Source organism: Nocardioides sp. GY 10113 (assembly GCF_004919105.1).
GTDB lineage: Bacteria > Actinomycetota > Actinomycetes > Propionibacteriales > Nocardioidaceae > Nocardioides.
This window is the reverse complement of record NZ_STGK01000011.1, coordinates 111,487-130,122: the sequence shown is the minus strand read 5'-3', so window position 1 is coordinate 130,122 and position 18,636 is coordinate 111,487. Positions and strand designations below refer to the sequence as shown.

17 protein-coding genes are annotated in these 18,636 nt (G+C 73.6%); 10 read left to right on the top strand and 7 right to left on the bottom strand.

The window, feature by feature from the left end:
* The first annotated feature begins 148 nt into the window (after positions 1 to 148).
* The 3 genes from E8D34_RS14395 to arsB all read left to right on the top strand — a co-directional run bounded on the left by E8D34_RS14395 (position 149) and on the right by arsB (position 3,057).
* Positions 149 to 1,489 (top strand): oxygenase MpaB family protein, encoded by a 1,341-nt coding sequence (locus tag E8D34_RS14395; RefSeq protein ID WP_136595335.1) that lies wholly within the window; start codon positions 149 to 151, stop codon positions 1,487 to 1,489.
* Between the two features lie 70 nt (positions 1,490 to 1,559).
* A complete protein-coding gene (locus tag E8D34_RS14390; protein WP_136595334.1) occupies positions 1,560 to 1,952 on the top strand; it encodes a metalloregulator ArsR/SmtB family transcription factor in 393 nt (130 codons plus the stop codon).
* Positions 1,953 to 1,962: 10 nt separating this feature from the next.
* Positions 1,963 to 3,057, top strand: a complete 1,095-nt coding sequence (arsB, locus tag E8D34_RS14385; protein ID WP_136595392.1) for an ACR3 family arsenite efflux transporter — start codon at positions 1,963 to 1,965, stop codon at positions 3,055 to 3,057.
* Between the two features lie 13 nt (positions 3,058 to 3,070).
* Here arsB and E8D34_RS14380 read toward each other — a convergent pair whose 3' ends face one another.
* Positions 3,071 to 3,562 carry a nuclear transport factor 2 family protein gene (locus tag E8D34_RS14380; protein WP_136595333.1) on the bottom strand — a complete coding sequence of 164 codons (492 nt, stop codon included), beginning with the start codon at positions 3,560 to 3,562 and terminating at the stop codon, positions 3,071 to 3,073.
* A 205-nt stretch (positions 3,563 to 3,767) separates the two neighbouring features.
* Between E8D34_RS14380 and E8D34_RS14375 the strand changes: the two genes are divergently transcribed.
* Positions 3,768 to 4,631: an NAD(P)-dependent oxidoreductase gene (locus E8D34_RS14375; RefSeq protein WP_136595332.1), complete on the top strand. Its 864-nt coding sequence runs from the start codon at positions 3,768 to 3,770 to the stop codon at positions 4,629 to 4,631.
* 4 nt (positions 4,632 to 4,635) lie between these two features.
* Positions 4,636 to 5,832 carry a cytochrome P450 gene (locus E8D34_RS14370; RefSeq protein ID WP_136595331.1) on the top strand — a complete coding sequence of 399 codons (1,197 nt, stop codon included), beginning with the start codon at positions 4,636 to 4,638 and terminating at the stop codon, positions 5,830 to 5,832.
* Here E8D34_RS14370 and E8D34_RS14365 read toward each other — a convergent pair.
* The 6 genes from E8D34_RS14365 to E8D34_RS21080 all read right to left on the bottom strand — a co-directional run bounded on the left by E8D34_RS14365 (position 5,829) and on the right by E8D34_RS21080 (position 12,095).
* Entirely contained in the window at positions 5,829 to 6,272 is a 444-nt protein-coding gene (locus E8D34_RS14365) for a nuclear transport factor 2 family protein (RefSeq protein WP_136595330.1), read from the bottom strand. The genes E8D34_RS14370 and E8D34_RS14365 overlap by 4 nt on opposite strands.
* Before the next feature lie 94 nt (positions 6,273 to 6,366).
* Positions 6,367 to 6,588, bottom strand: a complete 222-nt coding sequence (locus E8D34_RS14360) for a DUF2892 domain-containing protein (RefSeq protein WP_240771361.1) — start codon at positions 6,586 to 6,588, stop codon at positions 6,367 to 6,369.
* A gap of 23 nt (positions 6,589 to 6,611) precedes the next feature.
* Positions 6,612 to 8,759 (bottom strand): MMPL family transporter, encoded by a 2,148-nt coding sequence (locus E8D34_RS14355; protein ID WP_136595329.1) that lies wholly within the window; start codon positions 8,757 to 8,759, stop codon positions 6,612 to 6,614.
* 161 nt (positions 8,760 to 8,920) lie between these two features.
* Entirely contained in the window at positions 8,921 to 9,643 is a 723-nt protein-coding gene (locus E8D34_RS14350) for a glycosyltransferase (RefSeq protein WP_168929445.1), read from the bottom strand.
* A complete protein-coding gene (locus tag E8D34_RS14345; RefSeq protein ID WP_168929444.1) occupies positions 9,640 to 10,980 on the bottom strand; it encodes a bifunctional PIG-L family deacetylase/class I SAM-dependent methyltransferase in 1,341 nt (446 codons plus the stop codon). The genes E8D34_RS14350 and E8D34_RS14345 overlap by 4 nt, the downstream gene beginning before the upstream one ends.
* Entirely contained in the window at positions 10,977 to 12,095 is a 1,119-nt protein-coding gene (locus tag E8D34_RS21080) for an acyl-CoA dehydrogenase (protein ID WP_206056731.1), read from the bottom strand. Before E8D34_RS21080 ends, E8D34_RS14345 begins: the two co-directional genes overlap by 4 nt.
* A gap of 129 nt (positions 12,096 to 12,224) precedes the next feature.
* Here E8D34_RS21080 and E8D34_RS14335 point away from each other — a divergent pair, with 129 nt between their 5' ends.
* The 5 genes from E8D34_RS14335 to E8D34_RS14315 all read left to right on the top strand — a co-directional run bounded on the left by E8D34_RS14335 (position 12,225) and on the right by E8D34_RS14315 (position 18,626).
* Positions 12,225 to 15,014, top strand: coding sequence for a LuxR family transcriptional regulator (locus E8D34_RS14335; RefSeq protein WP_136595326.1), 2,790 nt, complete (start codon positions 12,225 to 12,227; stop codon positions 15,012 to 15,014).
* Between the two features lie 120 nt (positions 15,015 to 15,134).
* Positions 15,135 to 15,959 (top strand): alpha/beta hydrolase, encoded by an 825-nt coding sequence (locus tag E8D34_RS14330; protein WP_136595325.1) that lies wholly within the window; start codon positions 15,135 to 15,137, stop codon positions 15,957 to 15,959.
* Between the two features lie 24 nt (positions 15,960 to 15,983).
* Positions 15,984 to 16,811 (top strand): alpha/beta hydrolase, encoded by an 828-nt coding sequence (locus tag E8D34_RS14325; RefSeq protein WP_136595324.1) that lies wholly within the window; start codon positions 15,984 to 15,986, stop codon positions 16,809 to 16,811.
* A gap of 332 nt (positions 16,812 to 17,143) precedes the next feature.
* Entirely contained in the window at positions 17,144 to 17,713 is a 570-nt protein-coding gene (locus tag E8D34_RS14320; RefSeq protein ID WP_136595323.1) for a helix-turn-helix domain-containing protein, read from the top strand.
* 58 nt (positions 17,714 to 17,771) lie between these two features.
* Complete coding sequence (locus E8D34_RS14315) at positions 17,772 to 18,626, top strand: alpha/beta hydrolase (RefSeq protein WP_136595322.1); 855 nt, start codon at positions 17,772 to 17,774, stop codon at positions 18,624 to 18,626.
* The last annotated feature ends 10 nt before the right edge of the window (positions 18,627 to 18,636 follow it).

Here is an 18,636-nt window from a genome sequence, read left to right as displayed (position 1 = left end):
CCCCTCGATGTGGGCTGGCGTGCCGCCTGCGTTCGGCCCGGTGCCCGGTCCGTTGTTCAGCCCTGGCTCGGCGCGGCGAGGTCCTTGCTGAGACGCGAGCAATCGCTTACGTTCGGCTCAGTGGTCGCACCCGCGAGAGGCAGGCCGCATGACCGTCGCCGACACCCCCGACCTCCGGTCCGCGGCCGCGTCGCAGAAGGTGGATCTACCGCTCATCTACGGGTCGATCGACTTCTCCTCGATGCCGTACCGGTTCACCACCGACCTGGACGTGCCGGCGCAGATGCGACCCGACATGGAGGACCAGCGGCCGCGGCTGCTCGCCAACGCCGAGCTCGTCGAGCGGATCGCCGGCTACACGATGCTGGGGGACCGGGTCGGGGACGCCTACGCCTCGCTGATGCCGGAGCACGGGTTCCAGCGACTGGTCGAGATGCTGGTGGTGGCGTGCGAGCGCGGGGTCGACGCGGTCGAGGGCGCGCCGCCCGAGCTGGCCGCCTTCCTCGCCGACATGGAGCGGGTGCCCGACTGGATCGACCTGGAGCTGGTCGCGCGTGGCGCGGCGCTCGAGCGCAACCTCGCCGCGCACCTCTTGCCCTACGTGATCCGGGGGGCACTGCTCGGCACCTTCATGAACACGTACGCCGCGCTGCCGATGGCGATCACCGGCGGACTCTCGGAGAAGACCGCCGGCAAGCGGGCCAACGAGACCGCTGCGTTCTTCATCTCCTCGGTGCTGCCCGGTGCGCTGGACCGTGGCGGGGCGGCCTTCGCCTCCGCGGCGATGGTCCGGCTGATGCACTCGATGGTGCGCTTCAACATCATGCAGCGCGCGCAGTGGGACAGCTCGGTCTACGGGGTGCCGATCCCGCAGTCGGACCAGATGCCCGCGGGCTTCACCAGCGCGTTCTTCCTGGCTCTGCGCGCGGTCAGGCGGGGACGCACCGCCTTCACCGCCGACGAGCGCGCGCGGGTCGAGTTCGCGCGCTATCGCTGCTTCCTGCTGGGCCTTCCCGAGGACCTGCTGCCGACCGAGCCCCCAGTGATCGTGGACGCCTTGGCCACCCGACACGCCACCCTGCGCCGGGACTTCGACGACGACACCTGCGGTCGCCTCGTGCGGGCCACGATGAGCGCGGACATCGAGCGTGAGAAGTCCCGGCTCAACTCCTTCCGCACGCCGTTCGAGCGGAGCATGTCGACGCTCTTCCTGCTCAACGCCTACCTCGACGGCGACGAGGACCGCGCCGCGGCCATGGGCGTGCCGGTCACCCGCGCGGACCGCGCCCGGGCGGTGGCAGCGGGCCTCTACCTGGCGACCCGGGTCGTCCCGTACGCCGTCGCCGGCCGGATCCCGGTGCTCCGCGACGCGGCCGATCGCCGCCTGGTCCGCAAGGTCGAGCGGGTGCTGCGTCGCTACAGCGGCGCCGAGTTCACCACGGACGCCGACGGCTACGCCCACCACGGGGCGCAGCGGGGTCGACCCTGAAGCGCGCGTGACGGGCGAGCCGACGGCCCGGCGGGTTGCCGGGGGTATCGACCGCGGGCAATATTGACGTATGTCTAAGTCGGATGCCGCCCCCGTCGCGCTGCCGCTCGCGGACGACCCGGTCGCCTGCTGCGTCCCGCTGGCCGGGGAGCCGATCAGCGCGGAGCGGGCGGTCGCCGTGGTGCCGATGCTCAAGGCGATCGCCGACCCCGCCCGCCTGCGCCTCCTCTCCCTGGTGCTCTCCCACGAGGGCCAGGAGGCATGTGTGTGCGACCTGACGCCGGCGTTCGACCTGTCGCAGCCGACCATCAGCCACCACCTGAAGGTCCTGCACGAGAACGGCCTGCTGGACCGGGAGAAGCGGGGGACCTGGGTCTACTACCGGGCGCGCCCGGAGGCGATGGCGGCGCTCGCTGGGCTCTTCGCGCCGGCCGCCGAGGTCGCGGGGGCGCCGCGTGGCTGACCGCCGGTCGATGGCGCCGGCCGCCGACGCGGCGGTGATGGGGCGGCTCTCGACGCTCGACCGGTTCCTGCCGGTGTGGATCGGCGTGGCGATGCTGGCCGGCCTGCTGCTCGGCCGGTGGGTCACCGGCCTCGACGACGCCCTGGCCGCGGTCGAGATCGGCTCGGTCTCGCTGCCGATCGCCATCGGGCTGCTGGTGATGATGTACCCCGTGCTGGCCAAGGTCCGGTACGACGAGCTCGGCCACGTGACGGGCGACCGGCGCCTCCTGGTCACCTCGATCGCGCTCAACTGGGTCCTCGGCCCGGCGCTGATGTTCACGCTGGCCTGGCTCCTGCTCCCGGACCTGCCCGAGTACCGCACCGGCCTGATCATCGTCGGTCTGGCGCGGTGCATCGCCATGGTCCTCATCTGGAACGACCTGGCCTGCGGTGACCGCGAGGCCGCGGCGATCCTGGTCGCGCTCAACGCGATCTTCCAGATCCTCGCCTTCGCCCTGCTCGGGTACTTCTACCTCCAGGTCCTGCCGGGGTGGCTGGGCCTGGACCAGGCCGCGCTGGAGGTCTCGATGTGGGACATCGCGAGGTCCGTGCTGATCTTCCTCGGCATCCCGCTGGTGGCCGGCTACCTGACCCGGACGCTGGGGGAGCGGGCCAGGGGGCGGGAGTGGTACGAGACCACCTTCCTGCCGCGGATCGGTCCGGTGGCGCTCTACGGGCTGCTGTTCACCATCGTGGTGATGTTCGCGCTGCAGGGCGACGCGATCACGAACCAGCCGCTCGACGTGGCCCGGATCGCGCTGCCGCTGCTGGCCTACTTCGTGCTGATGTGGGGTGGCTCGATGGTGCTCACCCGGGCGCTCGGCTTCGACTACCGGCGCGCGACCGCCGTCTCGTTCACCGCCGCGGGGAACAACTTCGAGCTCGCCATCGCGGTGGCGATCGGGGTCTTCGGGGTCGCCTCCGGCCAGGCGCTGGCCGGCGTGGTCGGACCGCTGATCGAGGTGCCGGTGCTGGTCGGTCTCGTCTACGTCAGCCTCTGGGCCCGCCGGTTCTTCCCCGACGCCGACCCGTCCCGGTCCGCCGTGCCCGACGCCCGGGCCTGAGGAGGCCCGGCGCTCAGCCGCCGTGGTGGGCCAGCGAGGAGTCCCAGCGGTTGGCGAGCAGGCGGAAGCTGGGGGTGTCGTCGAGCGAGGTGATCGCCTCGTAGATGCGCTCGTACTTCGTGGCAGCGATCCGCCAGGAGCCGTCGGCGTCGCGGCGGTACTCGTCGGAGTAGTAGCCCGCGCCGCGGATGACCACCTTGAAGTCGGGCACGATGACGGTGTCCTCGAACGCCCAGGAGGCGCTCGCCCGGTCGCCGTCCACGTCGACCTCCGGGTGCTGGGCGACGTGCACGGTGATCGTGCCGCCGGACAGCTGCTCGCGCATCCAGTCCACGACGCCGGCGCGGCTGTCGAAGTGCAGCGGCTCGCCCATCGCCATGGTTCCGTAGCGGGCCCGGACGTCCTCGGCGAGGCAGTCGGCGAACTCGTCCCACTGCTTGAGGTCGAGGGTGCGGAAGTACCGGTGCTTGAGGCGCTTGATCGACTCGATCGCTTCGAGGTCCATGTCCGGACAGTAGACCCGGGAGTAGAACCTGTTCCAGTGGTCGTTCCGGTGATCGGCCGGAAGGTAGAACAAGTTCTCTTTTCCTGTTGTCCTCGGGCGACCTGGCGCCTACGTTTGGACAGGTGTCCAGTGACCGGCTGGAAGAACCGAGGATCCGGCGGTGCGACGTCGCACCACCGGCTGAGGCGCGGTGGAGGGTGAGACGGTGGCGGACAGCACGCGGGTGGGCTTCGTCGGGCTCGGCGACATCGGCGGGCCGATGGCCCGCTGCCTGGCGGCGCGTCAGGGTGAGGCCGGGCTCGACCTCGAGGTCTTCGATCTCGCCCCGGATCGCGTCGCCGAGGTGGTCGCGGCGGGTGCCAAGCCGGCCGGCGGCCTGGCGGAGCTGGCCACCGCGGACGTGCTCTGCGTGCAGGTGAACACCGACGCGCAGGTGCGCAGCGTGCTGGCGGAGGTGCTGGAGGTGCCCCGCGAGCGGCCGCTCACCTTCGTGATCCACTCCACGGTCGCTCCCGGCACCCCGGCCGAGCTCGAGGCCCTCGCCGCGCCGTACGGCGTCCGTGTGGTCGACGCCCCGGTCTCCGGCGGCTCCATGGGCGCCGCCGACGGTCGTCTGGCGATCATGGTCGGCGGCACCGACGAGGCGTTCGCGTCGGTCCGGCCGGTGCTGGACGCGATGGCCGGCAAGGTCGTCCACGCCGGACCGATCGGCGCGGGCACCCGGTTCAAGCTGGCCCGCAACCTGATGCACTACGCGTCGTTCTGCGCAGCGACCGAGGCACAGCGCCTCGCGGAGGCTGCGGGCCTCGACCTGGTCGCGCTCGGCGAGGTGGTCCGCCACACCGATGCGATCACCGGCGGCCCTGGCGCGATCATGTACCGCGACACCACCGCGTCCCTGGCCCCGGACGACTTCTGGACCGGCGTCTTCGGCCACCTGCGCGGCCTGGCCGAGAAGGACCTCGGCTTCGCGATCGAGATGGCCGATCAGCTCGGCGTCGACGTCCCGCTGGCGCGGCTCGCCCGTGAGCGTCTCGGTCCGGGCCTCGGCCTGCCGGCGGAGGCCTGACCCGGTGGGCGCGCTGTTCGACCCGTTCTCGGAGGAGTACTTCGCCGACCCCTATCCGGCCTACCGGCGGCTGCGCGACGAGGCGCCGGTCTACTACAACGCCGAGCGCGACTTCTACGCGCTGAGCCGGTACGACGACGTCGCGCCCGCCCAGAAGGACTTCGCGACCTACTCCTCCGCCTACGGCGTCGACGTGGCCTCCGTGCACTCGGGCAGGTGGCGCGGACTGCCGATGATGATCATGATGGACCCGCCCGAGCACCGTCGGATGCGGGCGCTGGTCAACAAGGTCTTCACCCCGCGCGCGATCGCGGCCCTCGAGCCCATGGCCCGGGAGACGATCGGCGGGTTCCTCGCCGAGTGCGACCCGGCCGGCTTCGACGGGGTCGCCGACTTCGCCGCGCTCTTCCCGGTCGAGATCATCAGCCGGATGCTCGGCATCCCGGAGGGGGAGCGGCAGCAGATCCGGCACTGGCTGGACGCCGCGCTCCACCGCGAGCCCGGCGAGGAGGAGATGGGGCCGGCCGGCGAGCGGGCGACGGCGGAGATGGGCGCCTACTTCCTCGACCTGATCGGGCGGCGGCGATCGGATCCGCAGCCGGACATGATCACCGCGCTGGTCGAGGCCGAGGTGGCGCGCGACGAGGACGGCGCGTCGACACGCCTGGACGACCTGGAGATCACCAGCTTCCTCAGCCTGCTCGGCGGCGCGGGCGCGGAGACCGTGACCAAGTTGGTCGGCGGCGCGCTCGTCGCCCTGGCCGACCATCCCGACCAGTGGGCCGCGCTGCGCGAGGACCGCTCCCGGATCCCGGCCGCGGTCGAGGAGGCGCTCCGCTTCGACGCGCCCGCGCAGTACAACGTGCGCCGCAGCATGCGCGAGGTCCGCCTGCACGGCGTCACGATCCCCGAGGGGTCGGCGGTGATGCTGCTGGTCGGCTCGGCCAACCGCGACGAGCGCGCCTTCGCCGACCCGGACCGGTTCGACATCGACCGACCCGTCACCGGTCGCCCCAACATCGGCTTCGGCTACGGCGTGCACTCCTGCCTCGGGGCCGCGCTGGCCCGGATGGAGAGCCGGATCGCGCTCGAGCTCCTGCTCGACCTGGTCCCGCGCTACGACGTGGACCGGGAGGGCCTGCGGCGGGTGTCGATGAGCAACGTCGCCGGCTACGCCAGCGTGCCGGTGCGCGCCGTCTAGGAGCCGCCGGCCCGGCCGGCCATGTGCCGGTCCAGGCGGCCGGAAAGGCCGGCGGCGAAGCGGCGCTCGGTGAAGTGCCAGCCGGTCTCGTCCCGCGCGAACGTGTCCCGGTAGGTGCCGGTGATGATCGGCTGCAGGGGGAGGCCCTCGACCGCCTGCAGCACCACGTACGTCGAGGTGGCCCGGGCGCCGTCGCCCGCGGGTTCGAGGACCGTGTTGGCCACCGCGTGCTGGGTGCCCGGCCTGCCGTCGTACCGGAGGACGAGTCGTTCGTAGAACGCTGCGATCTCGGCGCTGCCCCGGGCCAGGGGCGTGCCGTGCTCGCCGCACAGCGTGGCGCGGGCGAGCAGCTCACCGACGCCCGCGAAGTCGCCCGCGTCGACCAGGTGGCAGTAGCGACCGAGGAGGTTGCGGATCTGGTCGCCGTCGGTGAGGTGCATGGCGACGAACCTAGCCGCGTCGAGGCCCCCGGGGACGCCGACGGCCCGGCCTCCGGGAGGGAGGCCGGGCCGTCGGGTCTGGTTCGCCGGTGCGTCAGCGGCGCGCCTCGAAGGCACACCCTGAGCGCATGCCGGCCCGGCGCAGGATCGACGCGGCCGGGCAGAGCCCGGTGATGCTCGCCTGCAGCTGGTTGGCGCCGACGAAGGCGACCAGCAGCAGCCACCACGGGGAGACCGTCGCCGCGAGCAGGGCGCCGACCAGGGCCAGCGTGCCGGCCATGAAGAAGACCGCGCGGTCGATGTTCATCGCACTCATCGTCTGTGCTCCTCTCGTCCGGCTCAGTCGTGGGCGAAGGTGATGGTGGGCAGGATCCGCTTCAGCCAGGCCGGGGTGGCCCAGGCGGCCTTGCCGGCCATCCGGAGCATCACCGGCAGCAGCACCAGGCGGACCAGGAAGGCGTCCAGCAGGACGGCGACACCGAGGATGACGCCCATCTCCTTGGGCGGCAGCGGGCCGGAGAGCGCGAAGGTGAAGAAGACCGCCACCATCACGCCGCCGGCGGCGAAGATCACTCGGCCGGAGTGGGCCAGCGAGCCGACCATGGCCTCCTTGGCGTCACCCGAGCGCTCCCAGTGCTCCTTGGCCGAGGCCAGCAGGAACACGGTGTAGTCCATCGCGATCGCGAAGATCATCGCGAAGAAGAAGACCGGCGCCCAGGCGTCCAGGAAGCCCTGGTGCTCGAAGCCCAGCAGGCTCGAGCCGTGGCCGTCCTGGAAGACGAGCTTGGCGACACCGAACGCGGCGCCCGTGGAGAGCAGACTGGCCAGGGTGCCCAGCAGCGAGATCAGCGGGGCTTGCAGCGCGAAGAGGAGCAGCAGGAAGCCGAGCGCGAGGACCACGGCGATCACGATCGGGGTGGACTCGTCGAGCTGGTTCTTCAGGTCGATGTTCTCGACCGCGGCGCCACCCACCTGGGCGGAGTCGGGCAGGTCGGCGCGGAGCCGGTCGACGATGTCGAAGAGCTCCTCGTCGGAGGGGTCGACGGTCGGCGAGGCCTGGATCAGGACCAGGTCGCTGTCGTCGGCGGCGGGCACGGCGGGCATCACGCCGGCGATGCCGGCGTCGGCGGCCAGGGCGGCCGAGGTGGCCTCGGCGTCCTCGCTGTCGGCGACGACCTGGAGCATGCCGGGGGCGCCGTCACCGAACGCGTCCTGGACCAGGTCGTAGCCGACCCGGGCGCTGGCGTCCTCGGGCAGCACCTTGATCGAGGGCATCGCGGTCTTCAGGCCCAGGATCGGCGCGGCGAGCGCGACCAGGACGACGACGGAGCCCACGCCCCAGGCCAGCGGGTGGCGCCACAGGTGCTCGCCCCACTTCTGGAACCTCGGCGAGCGGTGCTCGCCGGTGTGCACCCAGGGCAGCGCGAACTTGTTGATCTTGTGGTCGAGCTTGAACAGCACCAGCGGCAGCAACGTCAGTGTCGCGGCCAGGATGAAGACCACCGAGATCATGATGCCGCCGGCCATCGACCGGAACGACGGCGAGGGGACCAGCATCACGGCGGAGAGCGAGATCAGCACGGTGGCGCCGGAGAGGAGCACGGCCTTGCCGGCGGTGTCCATCGTCTCGGCGACGGCCTGACGGGCGGTCTTGTTGTGGCCCTCGCGGGCGGCGCGGTAGCGGACCACGAGGAACAGCGCGTAGTCGATGCCCAGGGCGAGGGAGAACATCATCGCGAAGTTCATCGCCCAGATGGAGACGGGCATGAACTCGTTGAGCAGCACCAGCGAGCCGGCGGAGGCGACCAGTCCGGCCAGCGTCAGCAGCAGCGGGAGGCCCGCGGCGACGAGCGCACCGAAGGCGAGCACCAGGATCGCCATGGTGACCGGCCAGGAGTACATCTCCGAGGTCATCATCGCCTCGAGGTTGGCCTCGTTGAAGTCCGACCAGAGCAGCGAGGAGCCGGTCGGGTTCACCTGGACGGCGTCGGTGGAGAGCTCCTGGAGCTCCTCCTTGAGGTCGGTGGCGACCTTGACCATCTCGTTGGTGTCCACGCCGGCGCCGGCGAGGACCACGGCGGTCGAGCCGTCCTGGGACAGGCTCACGCCGGGCATCGGCTGCAACACCTCGGCGAGCCGCGGCTCGGCCTCGAGGATGTCGACGACCTCGCCGAGCACCTCCTGGCCCTCCTCGGACTCCAGCGAGCCGTCGGTGCTGTGCACGACGACCTGGATCGCGTGGCTGGCGTTGCCGCCGAAGTGCTCCTCGGCGAGCTCGCGCACGGCGACCGACTCGGAGCCGTCGGCCTGCCAGCCGGCGCCGGAGAGGTTCTTCTCCACGGCCGGGGCGAAGATGCCCAGGCCGATGACGATCGCGACCCACACGATCGTCACGAGCTTGCGGTGCTCGGTCACCCAGATGCCGAGCCGGCCCAGCGGGCCAGGTCCGGTCTTGATGGACGGCGGCGTCTCCGTCAACTGCGCCACGGCGGCGTCTCCTTCTGCTTCGTCTCTAACCCCCCGGGGGGATGTCTGCGCGAGAACGTAGCACAACCCCCCGGGGGGTTAACGAATCCTGAGAGAGCGGCGAGATTCTTGACCGGTTCAGGTACGGCGGCCACGGTGAGGAGGTGTTCGGGGCGCTCGCGCTACAGGCCGGCGGCGCCGTCCGGCAGCAGCGTGCGGAGGTGACCGGAGAAGCCCCCGGACACGCGGCCGGAGGGCCGCCCGGAGGTGCGTACCCACGGGCCGGCGTGCGTCCAGGTCAGGCCGGCCGAGAGCGCGTCCTGGACGAAGGTGACGTCCTCGTGCTCCGGCAACGGTCGGAAGCCGCCGGTCCGGCGGTACGCCGCGAGCGAGAAGCCGAGATTGGCGCCATGGATCTGGAGCTCGTCGGGATCGGCGTGCAGGCGCCACCACTGCTCGACCGCTCGGGGCGGGAGGTCGTCGGGGTCGGGGTGCGCGCGGCCGACGAACAGCTCGATCCCGGAGTGTGCCATCTCGACCTGCGCGGAGAGCCAGTCGGCGGGGACGGTGGTGTCGGCGTCGGTCATCGCGATCCACACGTCCTCGCTCGGCCGCGCCTCCCGCCCCCGGGCCGCGGCGTCGACGCCCGCCGCGCGAGCGAGGCCGACGCAGCGGGTGTCGACGGCCAGGACGGCGGCGCCGTGCGCGGCGGCCACCTCCGCCGTGCCGTCGGTGCTCGCGTCGACGACCACCGTCACGTCGACCGGAGGCGCGGATCCGCGGCCGGCCTGCGCGAGGTGCCGCTCGGCCTCGGCCACCGAGCGCAGGCAGCCCGGCAGGAGGCCGGCCTCGTTGTGCGCCGGGATCACCACCCGGAGCGCCCACCCGTGGCTGTTCGCGGTCACGGCGCCGGCCAGCTCTCGTCGGCCGACAGGATCAGGAGCTCGACGTCCCGGTCCCGGTAGCGCGCCTGCACGGGAAGGGGGAAGGCGTCCTCGAAGGCGCGGTGCACCTGGGGTCCGTCCAGCGGCCATCCCACGATCGGGTGGCGCCAGTGGCACAGGAGGACGGTGCCCTCGGGGTCGACGAGGTCGGCGACGCGCTCGCGCAGCCCGTCGAGGTCGCGCGGGCTGAGGAAGTAGCCGACCTCGGAGAGGGCCACCAGGTCGAACGGACCGTCCGGGAGGTCCCGGGGTATCTCGCCACGCCGGATACCTACCCGGTGCTCGTCGGCCGACGCCAGTCGCTCGCGCGCCGCGTCGACGGCCGCCTGGCTCGCGTCGAGGGCCAGCAGATGACCGTCGGGGGTGAGGCGGGTGGCCAGGTCTGCGGTGAGGGCGCCGGTGGAGCAGCCGAGGTCGAGGATCCGCGCGTAGCGACGCCGCGGCAGGCTCGCCAGGACCAGCCGCCGCTTGCGCTCCTCGTACCAGCGGCGGTCGGTGCCCCAGGGATCCGGCTCTGCGCGGTGCAACCGGTCCAGGCGGTCGTCGGTCACGGAATCCACGACGAAGTGCTCGCTCCCGCCCCGGAAGTGGGCGAGCACGCGCTCGGAGAGCAGCGCCTCGTCGCCGGGGGCCACGGAGAGCGGTCGGACCTGGCTGCGGTGGGCGGCCACCGCCCGGTCGCGGCGCCGGCGGGCCTCCGGGGCCAGCGGCAGGCGGCGCAGCAGGTGCCAGGGCGCCTCCTCGGGCGTGCCCCAGTGCCACCACCAGATCGGGTACTCCACCAGCCGGGCGTCGGTACGGCGGGCGGCGGCCGCCGCCGCGCGCCCGGCCGCCTCGTGGTCCGGGTGTCCGTCCCCGCGCCACGGCGCCACCACCAGGGTGTCCGCACCGGCCAGCCCGATCTCGTCGACGAGGGCGGCGACCAGCGCGTCCTCGCCGTCGGCGACCGAGCCGTCCTGCTGCCCGAGGAAGACCAGGCGCGCACCGGGCGCCAGTTGCGCCAGCGCCGCGTCGGCCTCCGCGCGACGCACCGCCGCGAGCATCCCGGGCGTGTGCGTGGGGGACCGCGGGTGGCTTCCCTCGCCCGCCGTCGCCAGGACCAGGGTGATCCGCTGCCCGCGGGCGGCGGCGGTCGCGACCAGGCCCCCGGCACCCAGCGACTCGTCGTCGGGGTGCGCGGCGACGACGACGAGGTGCCGGTAGCGGTCGATCTCCAGCAGGGAAAGCGCGTCCCGCTCCGGACGCGACCAGGCCTCCGCCGGGGTCCCGGCGGCGTCGTGGGTGAACGCGGGGGTCACCACGGCTGCTCCGCGGCGACCCGGCGGCCGAGTGCCGCCTGGTCCCGCTCGGCGTGGTGCTGGCGCAGGTACACGCCGAGGTCGGAGACGCGGCGCAGGTGCTCCCGCTCCCGGGTGAGGGGGGCCGGGCCCATGCCGTGCGCCGCCCCGCGCAGCGTGCTCTCGACCGCGTCGTGGACCACCTGCCGGGTCCGCAGCGCCAGCGTCGCGCCCCGCTCGCCGTCCGCGGCCCCCTCGTCGATCGCCCGTGCCGAGTCCGCGAGCACCGCGCGGGCCGCGGAGAGGGCCACGTCGGCGCGCCCCAGCAGCATCTCGCCGACCTGGTCCAGCTGTCGTTCCGACGCCTGGCGCTGCATCCGGCGGAGCAAGGCGACGCCGGCGCCGTACCAGATCGCGGCAACGCCGATGCCGCCCCACGCGAACCCGTCGCGGTCCAGGTACCAGTCGGGCTCTCGGACCGGCTGCGCCGGCGCCTCGACGAAACGCACCGGGGTGCTGCGGATCTCGGCCAGGCCATGGGCCGGCCACTCCTCCCCGGGGAGCACCTCGACCGCCGGCTCGAGCAGCTCGACGCCGAAGAGCCCACGCCGGTCGCCGCACCACGCGGTGACCAGTGCGTGCGTCAGGTCCCCGGCGAGCGAGCACCAGGGCTTCACGCCGTCGAGGCGCCACCGGCAGCGGTCGTCCGGTGCGGCCTCGGGCTGGCGGCCGGGGCCTTCGGCGGCGAAGACGCCCCAGGTGGACCCGGGCGTCGCCAGGTCCTCGCGCCCCGCCTCGGCGAGGATCGCGACCGCGTCCAGGTGCGGCTCGAGCGCCCGGGCCACCGCGAGGTCGGTCGCCCCCAGGGTGGCGAGCGCCGACCAGCGCCCCAGTGTGTCGCCGGCCCCGGGCAGCGGAACCTCGTCGGCGACCCGGTCGGCCAGTCCGAGCGCCGCGACCGGGTCGCGGCCCACCGCCGAGGCGGCGTCCGTGAGCGGCGCCCAGCGCTGCGCCGGGTCGGCGCCCAGCCCGATCGGGGCGATTCCCTCGCCGGTTCCTGCTCCTTGCTCCCGCACCCGCGACCTGCCCTTCGACTCGGCGGCGCCCGTGCGCCGACGTACCGGTGAGGTACCCACAGCCGGTCGACGCCCAAACCACGCGAACCACGCGCGGACGCACGGTGGCGCAAGGATCGAGCGCGGTCGGACAAGTCCCCGGGCAGCGGCCCTGTCATCCTGAGGGCCCGGGACGTCCCAGGAGGCGGCATGGCCACATCTGCGCCCGACAGCTCTCCCCACCGCCCGCCCGAGAGGTCCCCAGGCATCCTCGGTCGTGAGGAGGAGCTGCACCGGCTCTCCTTGCTGCTCGGGAACGCCCGCAACGGGCGCGGCGGCTCGCTGCTCCTGATCGGCGAGCCCGGCATCGGCAAGACCACGCTCCTGCGCCGCGGCGGCTCCGGGCCTGGGTTCCGGGTGTTGGCCGCCGACGGCTTCGAAGCCGAGTCCGCGCTCCCGTACGCCGGCCTGCAGCGCCTGTGCCGTCCCCTCGAGGGTGCGTTCGACGGAGTACCGGAACGGCACCGGCGGGCCCTCGAGATCGCTCTCGGGCTGGCCGACGGCCCGGCTCCCGATCGGTACCTGGTCGGGCTCGGGCTGCTGGGTCTGTTCGCCGGGGCTGCGACGGCGTCCCCTCTGGTGTGCCGCGTCGACGACGCCCACCTGATGGACCCCGAGACCCTCGACGCCCTCGCCTTCGTCGCGCGGCGCCTGCTCGTCGAGCCCGTGGCGCTGCTCTTCGCCGGCCGCGACGAGGCCGGACTGGTCGAGCGGCTGAGTGGCGTCCCGGAGCTGACCCTGAGCGGCCTCGAGCCGGAGGCGGCCCTCGAACTGCTCGCGGCCACGGCCGTCGGCCCTGTCGACCCCGCGGCAGCGGCGCAGATCGCGCACGCGACGGGTGGCAACCCGCTGGCGCTCATCGACCTGGCGACGGCCTTCTCGCCCGCCATGCTCGCCGAGCTCGGGGTGTCCAGCGAGCCGGTCCCGATCGGGCGCCGTCTCGAGTCCCACTACGCCAGTACGGTCCGTGCGGCCGGGGCCGAGGTGGCGACGTGGGTGCTGCTCGCGGCCGCCGACGCCACGGGTGACGTGGACCTGCTCGCGGCGGCGGCGGCGGTGCACGGACTCGGCGCCGAGGCGCTGGACGGGGCGGAGGCGTCCGGACTGATCGAGGTGCGCGGTGTCGTCCGCTTCCGGCACCCACTCGTGCGCTCGGCCGTGTACAACGCCGCCGGCGGCCCCGCGCGGCGCCGGGCGCACGCCGCGCTGGCGGTCGCGGCCGAAGAGCTCGGGCTGGTCGAGCGCGAGGCCTGGCATGCCGCCCGGGCGACGGTGGGGACCGACGCGGGCGTCGCGGACCGGCTGGAGCAGGTGGCCGACCTGGCCGGACGGCGGGGCGGCGTCCTGTCGCGCGCCACCACGCTGGCACGCGCCGCGGATCTCACCCCGGACGGACCGGTTCGCGACGCTCGCCGGGTCGGCGCAGCCGAGGCGGCGTTGGGTGCGGGCGCCGCCCACCTCGCAGCGCGGCTGCTCGACCACCTCGACGGGCACGCCGAGACGGGCACGGCCGGCGTCGATCCGGTGCTGCGTGGTCGCACGCTCCAGGTGCGGGCGGCGCTGTCGCTGTTCAACGCCGACCCCGTTGCGCTGAGCTCCGCACCGGCGACCCTGGTCGCCGCGGCCGACCTGTTCCGGGGCCGTGCGCCCGACCTCGAACAGCGGGCACTGCTGCGGGCCTTCGACACCCTGGCGGTCACGGAGCGGGCCGCCCGGGGCGTCACGCCGAGTGGGGTCGGGCGCCGGCTCGCCGAGGGCGCCGACGCGGCGGACGGTCCGCTCGCGGAGGTCCTGCGGGGCCTCGCGGCCCTGATCGAGCTCCCGTACGCCGACGCCGTGGGGCCGGCGCGGGTGGCGTTCGGTGCGCTCCTCGCGCTCCCGGACGAGCAGTACCTGGAGATGGGGGTACCGCTCGCCGCGCTGGGCGCGTTCCTGTGGGACGAGGCGGGCCGCAGTGCGGCGCTCGGCCGCGCCGCGGCGCTCGCCCGGGATGCCGGCGCACTGCAGGCGCTCGACGCGCTGCTCTGGATCATGTCGCTGGCCGAGCTCAGCGGCGGCACGGTGACCAGGGCCGTGGCCTTCACCGAGGCGGTCCGCGAGGTCCGCCGCACCATCGGGTACGGCGCGGAGAACGTGATCAACGCGGCGGTGATGGCCTGGACGGGCTCGCCGCGGGACGTGGTCCTGGCGATCGGTGAGGGGGCGGCGGCGATCGGCTTCGGCGGGGTGGGGTCCGCCGCCGTCGCGGCGGTCGCCGCGCGTGACCTGGCTGACGGCGGCTACCGGGACGCGTTCGATCGGCTCCGTCCCCTGATCGAGGACCCGTTCCTCCAGGTCACGCCGCTCCAGCTCCCCGACTACGTCGAGGCCGCGGCGCGCTGCGGGCACCTCGCCGAGGCCCGCGCCGCGGCCGCGCGGCTCGCAGCCCTGGCGTCCGCCAACCAGTCATCGTGGTGTCGCGGCGTCGCGGAGCGGGCGGCCGCTCTGGTCGCCGACGGCGCGGAGGCGGAGAAGCACTTCCTCGCCTCCGAGGAGGCGCTCGCCAGCACGGAGGCCGAGGTCGATCTGGGGAGGACGCTGCTGGTCCACGGTGAGTGGCTGCGCCGCGCCCGCCGACGAGCCGAGGCCGGGCGGCGGTTGCAGGAGGCGATCCGGATACTCGAGCGATCGGGGGCGGACACGTTCCTCCCGCGGGCTCGGGCCGAGCTGGAGGCGTGTGGGTTGCGTCCGGACCCGAGGGCCGGCGGCCCGGGTCACGATCTGACGCCCCGCGAGCAGTCGGTAGCCGAGCAGGCGGCCGCCGGCCGGACCAACGCCGAGATCGCGGCGAACCTCTACCTGAGCCCGAACACCGTCGACTACCACCTGCGCAAGGTCTTCCAGAAGCTCGGAGTCACCTCGCGCCGCCAGCTCGCCGACCGGCTGGCCGCGGGCGGCTGAACCGCGCTCGCGGGCGGGCCGGGGCGACCGCAGCGGACTACGAGGTTCACGTGGTCCGGTCCGCGGGTCCGGCGGACAGCCTGGTGGCGACCCCATCCGCTCGTCCCCCCAGGAGTGCCCATGCCGACCGTGACCACCGACGACGGAGCCGAGATCTTCTACCGCGACTACGGCTCGACCGGCACACCGGTGCTGCTCAGCCACGGCTGGCCGCTCAACTCCGACGCATGGGAGGCGACGGCCCGGTTCCTGGCCGAGCACGGCCACCGCGCGATCGCGCACGACCGACGCGGCCACGGCCGGTCCAGCCAGACCTGGGACGGCAACGAGATGGACACCTATGCCGACGACCTCGCCTGCCTGATCGAGGCGCTCGACCTGCGCGAGCTCACGCTCGTCGGTCACTCCACCGGCGGCGGCGAGGTGCTCCACTACCTCGCGCGGCACGGAAGCGCCCGGATCGCCGGCCTGGTACTGGTCGCGGCGGTGCCGCCGCTGATGCTGCACGCGGACGACAACCCCGAGGGACTGCCGATCGACGTGTTCGACGGCCTGCGGGCGGGGGAGGCCGCCGATCGCTCCGAGCTCTACCGCAACCTGGCGGACGGGCCGTTCTTCGGCCACAACCGTCGGGGCGACGTGTCCCAGGGGCTCCGTGACGCCTTCTGGCTGCAGGGGATGGCCTGCGGTCATCGGGCGGCCTACGAGTGCATCGCGGCCTTCTCGGCCACCGACTTCCGCCCCGACCTGGAGAAGGTCGACGTCCCGACGCTGGTCATCCACGGTGACGACGACCAGATCGTGCCGTTCGAGGTGGGCGGCCAGCGCTCGGCCGCGATGGTCGACGGCGCCGTGCTCTCCGTCTACGAGGGCAGCGGGCACGCGTTGCCCGACACCGACCGCGAGCGGCTCAACGCCGAGCTGCTCGCCTTCATCGATTCCTGACGTCTCCAGAGAGAGGAAACCGACATGACCGCACCTGACACCGTCGTACTCGTCCATGGGCTGTGGATGACGCCCCGCAGCTGGGAGGGCTGGGTGGCGTACTACGAGGCCAAGGGCCTCACCGTGCTGGCGCCGGCGTACCCCGGCTTCGAGATCGAGGTCGAGGCGCTGCGCGACAACCCCGACGTGATCGCGAACCTGACCGTGCGGGAGACCGTCGACCACCTCGCGAGCGTGATCGAGTCGGTCGAGGTGCCGCCGATCGTCGTGGGGCACTCCTTCGGCGGCACCCTGACCCAGCTGCTCCTGGCCCGGGGCCTCGGCTCGGCCGGTGTGGTCATCGACTCGGCCCCGACGGAAGGCGTCAGGGTCAGCCCGATCTCGCAGGCCCGCTCCCTCCTCCCGGCCCTGAAGAACCCCGCCAACCGGCACAAGGCGGTCGGCTTCACCGCCGAGGAGTTCCGCTACGCCTTCACCAACACCCTGACCGAGGAGGAGTCGCTCGCGGTCTGGGAGCGCTACGCCATCGCGGCCCCGGGGCACTGGGTCTGGGAGTACGGGCTGTTCGCCAACTTCAAGCCCGGACACCAGGACACCTGGGTCGACTACAAGGCCGATCGGGCGCCGCTGCTCTTCATCGCCGGCGAGAAGGACCACATCATGCCGCCGTCGGTGAACCGGTCGAACGCGAAGCACTACCGGCACTCGCCGGCCCTGACGGAGTACGTCGAGCTCGAGGGCCGCGATCACTGGACGTGCGCAGCGCCCGGCTGGGAGGCCGTGGCGGACCACGCGCTGACGTGGGCGCTCGAGCACGCCCAGGTCGCCCAGCCCTGGCAGGACAGCGCCTGACCCTTGCCAGCGACTCCTCGCTCCTCCCACACTTCTGCCCGGGAGGAGTGAGGAGGCGCGCGTGCTCGCGCTCGACAGCAGAACGGTGGCGGAGCCTGACCGTGCGGACTTCGTCGCGACGGTGATGGCGGAGGCTGCGTACGCCAGCCACACGGTGCACCTGGGGCCGAGGCCTCCGTACGTGCGCATGGACTGCTGGGGCCTGGGGCCGGTGACCCTGTTCCACACCCGGATCTCGGCGATGACCTCGACCCGCACCGAGGGCCAAGCGCGCTCCGACGAGGCGCCCGTGGTGGCCCTGGTGCATCGAGATCCCGCTGGAGGCGCTCGACATGCCCCAGATCACGATTCGCGACGCGCGCAGGCGCCTGGCCGCCGCGCCGCTAGGAGGCCTCTTCGCCCAGCACCTCGGCGACCTCGCCCGGCATGCCGAGGACTTCGACGACGCGCCGCTGGCGGGGCTGGTCGGCCGGACCACGCTGCGCCTGGCCCGGGCGTTGCTCGCCACGGCCGCCGAGAGCCCCGAGGCCCCCGAGGCGCTCGAGGACACCCTGGTCCTGCGGGTGCAGGCCTTCGCGCGCGCTCGCCTCGGCGACCCTGACCTGGGGCCCGGCACCATCGCCTCCGCGCACGGGATCTCGCTGCGCCACCTGTACGCCGTGTTCGCCGGCGCCGGACTGCAGCTGGAGCAGTGGCTCATCGGGGAGCGCCTCGAGGCCGCCCGGCGCGAGCTCGGCCAGCCGGGAGCGCGGCGGCGCACGATCGCCGCCGTGGCCCACCGTTGGGGGTTCCGCAGCCACGCCCACTTCACCCACCGGTTCCGCGACGCCTACGGGATGACCCCGCGGGAGTGGCGGACCGCCTGCGAGGAGCAGCGACTACGCGGATCACGTGGTCCGTAGTCCCGGCCTCCGGCCGAGGCTGGACGGATCACACCACTCGACCCGAGGAGTCCGTCCAATGACCGCCATCCGAGGATCCTTCCGATCCCGCACCGTCGGCGTCCTGGCCGTCGCCGCCGCTCTCGTCGGCGCCGTCCTGACCACGGCCGACGTCGCGACCTCCGCACCTGCCCCGGCGGCCGCACCCGCCCGGGTCGCCACGCCCGCCAAGCCCACCGTCGTCCTCGTCCACGGAGCGTTCGCCGACTCCAGCGGCTGGAGCCGCGTCGCCGGCCGGCTGCTCGAGGCGGGCTATCCCGTTCTCGCGTTCTCCAACCCGCTGCGCAACCCGGTCGGCGACGGCGAGTACCTGCGCCAGTTCCTGGCCACCGTCCCCGGCCCGGTGGTCCTGGTCGGGCACTCCTACGGCGGTGCGGTGATCACCAACGGCGCCACCGGCAGCCCGAACGTGAAGGCGCTCGTCTACGTGGCGGCCTACGCGCCCGCGGAGGGAGAGAGCCTCGCGGCCGCCAACGAGCTCGGCGGCGGCCACACCGAGGTCGCCGACCACCTCGACTTCCGGCCCTACCCCGGGGCGCCCGAGGGCGACGGCGACGCGACCATCCGGCTCGACGCCTTCCACCGGCTCTTCGCCCAGGACGTGTCGCGCCGCGAGGCGCGGTTCATGGGGGTCAGCCAGCGGCCGGCGGCCGTCTCCACGCTCTTCGCCCCGTCGGGTCCGCCCGCGTGGGCGGAGATCCCGAGCTGGTACCTGGTCGCCAACCAGGACCGGATCATCCCGCCGGAGGCCGAGCGGGCGATGGCGGCCCGCGCGGGCGCCACGGTGACCAGCGTCGACAGCTCCCACGTCCCGATGGTCAGCCACCCGAAGGTGGTCACCCGGCTGGTGCTGCGCGCGGCGGCGAGCTCCTAGCGCCGGCCGG

Coding starts and splice junctions, on each gene's coding strand:
- E8D34_RS14360 (WP_240771361.1), bottom strand. CDS start 6,588: ATGAGTGCGATGAACATCGACCGCGCGGTCTTCTTCATGGCCGGCACG.
- E8D34_RS14330 (WP_136595325.1), top strand. CDS start 15,135: ATGCCGACCGTGACCACCGACGACGGAGCCGAGATCTTCTACCGCGAC.
- E8D34_RS14335 (WP_136595326.1), top strand. CDS start 12,225: ATGGCCACATCTGCGCCCGACAGCTCTCCCCACCGCCCGCCCGAGAGG.
- E8D34_RS14325 (WP_136595324.1), top strand. CDS start 15,984: ATGACCGCACCTGACACCGTCGTACTCGTCCATGGGCTGTGGATGACG.
- E8D34_RS14395 (WP_136595335.1), top strand. CDS start 149: ATGACCGTCGCCGACACCCCCGACCTCCGGTCCGCGGCCGCGTCGCAG.
- E8D34_RS14320 (WP_136595323.1), top strand. CDS start 17,144: ATGCCCCAGATCACGATTCGCGACGCGCGCAGGCGCCTGGCCGCCGCG.
- E8D34_RS14365 (WP_136595330.1), bottom strand. CDS start 6,272: ATGCACCTCACCGACGGCGACCAGATCCGCAACCTCCTCGGTCGCTAC.
- arsB (WP_136595392.1), top strand. CDS start 1,963: ATGGCGCCGGCCGCCGACGCGGCGGTGATGGGGCGGCTCTCGACGCTC.
- E8D34_RS14315 (WP_136595322.1), top strand. CDS start 17,772: ATGACCGCCATCCGAGGATCCTTCCGATCCCGCACCGTCGGCGTCCTG.
- E8D34_RS14380 (WP_136595333.1), bottom strand. CDS start 3,562: ATGGACCTCGAAGCGATCGAGTCGATCAAGCGCCTCAAGCACCGGTAC.
- E8D34_RS14390 (WP_136595334.1), top strand. CDS start 1,560: ATGTCTAAGTCGGATGCCGCCCCCGTCGCGCTGCCGCTCGCGGACGAC.